The following is a 6,142-nucleotide window of genomic DNA, read 5'->3' on the forward strand; positions in this document are numbered from 1 at the left end:
AGGCGGTCGCCCTCGACGACGCCGCCGGGCAGGACCAGCCGGGCACCGGCCAGGGTGGTGCGGTTCGTGACGGTCATGGAGGGGTCCTGGATGCCGTTCGCCGGGAGGGGCGGAGTCTCGGGCGGGGGAACGCCGACCGCCCGGCCCACGGGAACCGGTCCGGTGGGCCGGGCGGCGCGGATCACGGCTGGACGGCCAGCGCGAACACGTGGATCGCCGCGGCGCGGGGCAGCGTGACGGAACGGATCGTCTTGCCGGGCGTCAGCGGGACGGTGTTGGTGAAGACGCCGTACCCGGTGCCGAAGTTGCCCGGCCCGGTGGGCGTGTTGCGGTGGTCCGTGGTGAACGCGGTCTTCGCGCCGTAGGCGTCGGTCGGGGTGCAGCACCAGTTGGGGAAGCCCAACTGGCCGCTGCTGGTGGTGCCGTCGGTGTAGGCGACGGTGACCGTGCCGGAGGCGAAGCCCGCTTCGGCGCCGAGGAAGCCCAGCGCGCTGCCCTGGCCGCTGAAGGTGATCTCCTGGCCCGCGGCCGACACGTTGTCGTTGGTGCCGGCGGCCGCGGACGGCCAGGTGAAGCTGAGGCCGTTGGCGCTGATCGTGGCGCCCGCGGTGGCGCCGACCAGGGCCAGGGCCTGCGCCGAGTAGCTGTTCCCGGCGCCGTCGAAGTCGCCGGGAGCGGTGTCGCTCTCGGCGGTGGCGCCGACGTTGTCGAACGCGGCCTCCAGCGACGGGTAGGGCACGGTCCGCACGATCGTCTGCTCACCGCTGACGGTGTCGACCCCGGCCGGCCGGGCCCGGTAGCTCGCGGTGGCGGTGATCGCCGTGGCCGTGGTGCCGGGAGCGCCCTGGGGGCCGTGCACCGTCACCGTGGCCGACGCGGTCGTGCCCGGCGCGATGCGCGGGAGCGTGACGGTCGCCGGGGTGACGGTCCAGTCGGCGGGGGCGCTGATCCGCACGCTGGTGTCGTTCAGCGCGACGGCGCCGTTGTCGGCCAGGGTGATCCGGTACGTCCCGGGCTCCTGGGCCGTGCTGACGTCCTGCCAGGTGACGGCGGTGGCGGGGGCCAGGCCGTGGGTCGCGCCGGGGTGGACCCGGTAGAGCACCGTGGCGTGCGGCGGCACGTTCGCGGAGATCACGCCGGCCGTCCCGACGGCCTTCTTGGTCACCAGGTCGTCGAGCCGGTAGCCGTCGGCGGCGGGCAGGCCCGCCCGGGCGGCGGTCGTGGTGATGGTCTGCGCGGTGTCGGAGGAGTTGAAGAGCGCGACCGCCCGGTCCCCTCCGGCCAGCGGCCTGCTCAGCACGTCGTAGCCGGTTCCGTGCTGGACGACCCGCCCCTGGACGCCCAGCCGGTCCTGGTCGACGGCGATGACGTCGCGATTGCCGAGCAGCTCCAGCGCGGCCGGGGAGAGGCGGGTGAGGTCGGTGCTGGAGATCAGCGGCGCGGCCATCACGGCCCACAGCGAGATCTGGCTCTGCATCTCGTCCTGGCTGAGCCCGGAGTCGCCGGCGAGCAGGAAGTCGGGGTCGTTCCACCGGCCGGGGCGCTGCAGGTCGGCCAGTCCGACGTTGTAGCCGTAGTTGTACATGATCGACGCCCACTTCTCGGCGCCACCGGCCTGGCCGAGTGCGATGTCCGCGCCCTCCCGCCACAGGTTGCCGAGCGGCGCGGACCAGCGGATCACCGACTCCCAGTTCGTCGCGCCCTGGAAGTAGGCGGGCGCGGAGACCGAGAAGACCATCCTGCGGTGGGTGTCGAGCAGCGCCCGGCTCATCGCGGTGTAGGTGTCGCGGTAGCTCTGCTCCTCGGTCTCGCCGGGCTTGACCGGGACGTTGCAGCCGTCGAGCTTGACGTAGTCGACGGCCCAGGACGCGAACAGGTCCGCGTCCTGCTGCCAGTGGTCGAGGGAGCCCGGGTAGCCGCCGCAGGTGGCGGTCCCGGCGTCCTCGTAGATGCCGAACTTCAGGCCGAGGTCGTGGACTTGGCGTCCGATGTAGGCCATGCCGTGCGGGAACAGCCGCGGGTCGGCGACCAGGTTGCCCTGGGCGTCGCGCTGCTTGGACATCCAGCAGTCGTCGATGGTGACGGTGTCGTACCCCTTCTTCGCCAGCCCGGTGGAGACGAGGGCCCGGGCGTTGTCGAGGATGGTCTTCTCGTCGATCCCGCACTGGTAGTACGACCAGTCGTTCCAGCCCATGGGCGGTGTGGGGGCGTAGTTCGGGTACTCGGCGACGGTGCCAGGCGGGGAGGGCTCCGCGGCGACCGCGGGCTGAGCCAGGAGCGTAGCGGCGGACACGGCGGCGAGCGCCGTACAGCAGGCGACGGTGGTACGGAGCCACCGGCGGAGGGCAGTTGACACGCTTCGACCTCACGGGATCTCGGGGTCAGGGCATGGATGGCTGCTGTTGGTCCCAGCCGGACCATTTGTACGGGGCCCTGCTCACTCCTGACAAGATGACGGGCAAAATAAGCAACAACACGCACTCAATGGCAAAGTCCGAGCACGAGTGCACGTGGACCCGGCCCGGCCGAGCCGCCACCGGACGCAGGAGCGCGACCGGCCGACCGGTCGGGTCGGGGCCCGCCGGGTCCTGGGATACTGGATCATGTCGCGGCCGACGGCTCCCCGGTCACCGACGCGAACGCCCCGGCGCCCCGCCCGGCCCTCGGCGGTGGCACCGGTACGTCCGGACCGCGGCAGGGTCGGCCTGCCGGAGGAAGCGGGAGCGGTCAGGCACCCGTTCGATCGAAAGGGCCTTCGTGGCTGATCAGAGTTTGCTCGCCCCGCAGCGCCAGGCGCTGATCCTGGAGGCCATCCGCAAGGCCGGCGCGGTGCGCGTCGCCGAGCTGGTCGAGCAGTTCGGCGTGTCGGACATGACGATCCGCCGCGACCTGGACGCGCTGGTCCGCCAGGGAGACGTGCGGAAGGTCCACGGCGGGGCCATCGCGGTGGGGACCGCCAGCACGGACGAACCCGGCTTCGACGTGAAGTCCGGGCTGGAGGAGAGCACCAAGGCCGCGCTGGCCGACGCCGCCGCGCAGCGGGTGGAACCGGGCAGCGTGGTGGCGCTGTCCGCCGGCACCACCACCTACGCGGTCGCCTCCCGGCTGCTGGAGGTGCCGGGGCTGACGGTCGTCACCAACTCCCTGCGGATCGCGGACCTGCTGTGGGCGGCGGAGAGCGACGGAGCGGAGACCGTTCCGTCGCTGCTGCTGACCGGTGGGGCGCCGACACGCTCCGCAGCCCTGGTGGGGGCCCTCGCGGACCAGACGATCCGCACCCTCCACGTGGACCTGCTCATCCTCGGCGTACACGGCGTCAGCGAGCAGGCCGGGCTCACCACCCCCAACCTCGCCGAGGCGCAGACCAATCGGGCCCTGATCGCCTCGGCCCGCCGCACCGTCGTGGTCGCCGACCACACCAAGTGGGGCGTCGTCGGCCTGAGCAGCTTCGCGGCCCTGACGGAGGTCGACTGCTTCATCACCGACGACGCCCTCCCCGCGGCGGCCCGCAACGCGCTCGCCGAGGCGGTCGGCGAACTCGTCGTGGTACCGGCCGCCGGCTGACCGGGGGCTCCGGGCCCCGCCCGGTCAGGCCAGTCGACGCGCCCCCGCCGAGGGGACGGCGGTGAAGGCGACGGGTGCGGCGAAGCCCGCGGAGCCGAAGGCCGACCGCACCGCGTCCGCGACCGCTGCCACGTCCGCCGCGGCCACCAGCGCGATGACGGAGCCGCCGAAGCCGCCGCCGGTCATCCGGGCGCCCAGCGCCCCGGCGGCCACGGCGGCCTCGACCGCGAGGTCCGTCTCGGGGCAGGAGACCCGGAAGTCGTCGCGCAGCGAGGCGTGTCCGGCCGTCAGGACCAGCCCCAGCGCGGCGGTCCGCCCGCTGTCCAGGTGCTCGATCACCTCGGCCACCCGCCGGTTCTCGGTGACCACGTGCCGCACCAGCGGGGCGAGTTCCCCGGGGAGGCGCTCCAGGGCCGCGGTGAGGCCGGCGGCCGGCAGGTCGCGCAGCGCGGCCAGGCCGAGCAGGTCGGCGGCCCGCTCGCAGCCGGCCCGCAGGGCGGCGTAGGCGCCGTCGCCGAGGTCGTGCTTGACCCGGGTGTCGATCACCAGCAGCCGGAAGCCGGCCGCCTCCAGGTCGAGCGGGACGTGGCGCCGCTCCAGCGTCCGGGTGTCGAGGAGCAGCGCGGCACCGTCCGTGCAGCAGGCGGAGGCCATCTGGTCCATCACCCCGCAGGGCACGCCGACGAAGGCGTTCTCGGCCCGCTGGGCGACCAGGGCGAGGTCCGGCGCGGACAGGCCGAGCCCGTACAGGTCGTTCAGGGCGGCGGCCGTGGCGCACTCCAGGGCGGCGGAGGAGGAGAGCCCGGCACCGGCCGGCACGTCGCTGTCGACGGAGAGGTCGGCGCCGCCGATCGCGTGTCCGGCCTCGGCGAGGGCCCAGAACACGCCGGCCGGGTAGGCGGCCCAGCTGGTGACGACCCCGGGGGCCAGGCCGTCGAGCGCGAGGTCGGTGACGGTGCCGTCGCCCCGGGTGCTGTGGAGCCGCACCCGGCCGTCCGTGCGGCGGCGGGCGGTGACCCTGGTGGTGTGCGGGAGGGCGATGGGCAGGACGAAGCCGTCGTTGTAGTCGGTGTGCTCACCGATCAGGTTCACCCGGCCGGGCGCGGCCCACACGCCGCTCGGCCGGGCGCCGTGGACGGCCTCGAAGTCGGTGGCGGCCCGGTCGATCATCTGCTCGGCTCCCGTACGTCGTGCGCGTGCGTCGTGGCGGCTCCCGTCGGTGCCTCCTTCGGCGGACGGGAGCCGATTTCGACATAATCAAACATCATCGGCCGCCGCAGTCAACACCTGCGGGTTTCGCAGCGCGGCGCGGACCGGAAACGGTGCCCGATGTCCTGTCGGCAGGTCTACACCTGTTGACAAGCGATCGAATATGTTTGATTCTGTTGGAGATCGGCGCAGACTGGCCGAACTCCCCCGCAGAAGGAGCACGGCGGTGCACAAGACCGCGACCAAGTTGGCCGACGGCCGCGAACTCGTCTACTACGACCAGGAGTTCGGCGCGGCCCGGAACGCCGTGGACGAACGCCCGCTGGAACCCTCCGCGAGCCTCTCCGAGACTCGACTGGACCCGGTGCTCGGCGAGTGGGTGACCGTCGCCGCCCACCGCCAGCAGCGGACCTACCACCCCCCGGCCGGCGAGTGCCCGCTCTGCCCCTCCCGGAACGGACGGCTGAGCGAGGTCCCGGCGGCCGACTACCAGGTCGTGGTCTTCGAGAACCGCTTCCCCTCGCTCGCCCCGGACTCCGCCGCCCACGTCACCGCCCACGAGGGCGACCCCCTGCGCACCCTCCGGCCGGGCACCGGCCGCTGCGAGGTGGTCTGCTTCGCCCCCGACCACGACGCCTCCTTCGCCGACCTGGACGAGGCCGGGGCCCGCCTGGTGCTGGACGCCTGGACCGACCGCACGGCCGAACTCTCCGCCCGGCCCGAGGTCCGGCAGGTGTACTGCTTCGAGAACCGCGGCGAGGAGATCGGCGTCACCCTGGCCCACCCGCACGGGCAGATCTACGCCTTCCCCTTCGTCCCCTCCCGCACCGCCCGGATGATCGGCCGCGCCGAGGCGTACCGGGCGAGCACCGGGCGGAACCTCTTCGAGGACCTCGTCGCCGCCGAACGGGCCGCCCCCGAGCGGCTGGTGCTCCGGGGCGGGCACTGGACGGCCTTCGTGCCCTTCGCCGCCCGCTGGCCGTACGAGGTCCACCTCTACCCCAACCGCCGGGTGCGCGACCTCACCGCGCTGAACGAGGCCGAGCGCGCCGAGTTCCCCGGCCTCTATCTCGACCTGCTGCGCCGCTTCGACCGGCTGTTCCCCGCTCCCGCCGGCTCCGCGCCGAACCGGACCCCGTACATCTCCGCCTGGCACCAGGCGCCGAAGGACGGCGGCGACGAACTCGCCCTGCACCTGGAGCTGTTCACCGTCCGGCGCGCTCCCGGCAGGCTCAAGTACCTGGCGGGCGTGGAATCCGGACTCGACGCCTTCGTCACCGATGTGAGTCCGGAGGCCGCCGCCGAGCGGCTGCGCGAGGCCGCGGCCGACTGACCCGGCCCACAGGAGGGCCCCGGCACGGCCGTCGAT

General features: G+C 73.6%; 4 protein-coding genes. 2 read left to right on the top strand and 2 right to left on the bottom strand.

The genetic code is table 11. The features are described from left to right. Positions 1-181: 181 nt before the first annotated feature. A complete protein-coding gene (locus ACFU7Z_RS34460; RefSeq protein WP_380781911.1) occupies positions 182-2,356 on the bottom strand; it encodes an NEW3 domain-containing protein in 2,175 nt (724 codons plus the stop codon). Positions 2,357-2,757: 401 nt separating this feature from the next. Here ACFU7Z_RS34460 and ACFU7Z_RS34465 point away from each other — a divergent pair, with 401 nt between their 5' ends. Continuing rightward, entirely contained in the window at positions 2,758-3,564 is an 807-nt protein-coding gene (locus ACFU7Z_RS34465) for a DeoR/GlpR family DNA-binding transcription regulator (RefSeq protein WP_049649304.1), read from the top strand. Between the two features lie 24 nt (positions 3,565-3,588). Here the strand turns inward: ACFU7Z_RS34465 and galK are convergent, their stop codons facing one another. Continuing rightward, positions 3,589-4,734: a galactokinase gene (gene galK, locus ACFU7Z_RS34470; RefSeq protein WP_380781913.1), complete on the bottom strand. Its 1,146-nt coding sequence runs from the start codon at positions 4,732-4,734 to the stop codon at positions 3,589-3,591. 265 nt (positions 4,735-4,999) lie between these two features. Here galK and galT point away from each other — a divergent pair, with 265 nt between their 5' ends. Further along, complete coding sequence (gene galT / locus ACFU7Z_RS34475; RefSeq protein ID WP_380781915.1) at positions 5,000-6,106, top strand: galactose-1-phosphate uridylyltransferase; 1,107 nt, start codon at positions 5,000-5,002, stop codon at positions 6,104-6,106. Positions 6,107-6,142 lie beyond the last annotated feature (36 nt).

The organism is Kitasatospora sp. NPDC057518 (assembly GCF_042802075.1).
Lineage (GTDB): Bacteria > Actinomycetota > Actinomycetes > Streptomycetales > Streptomycetaceae > Kitasatospora.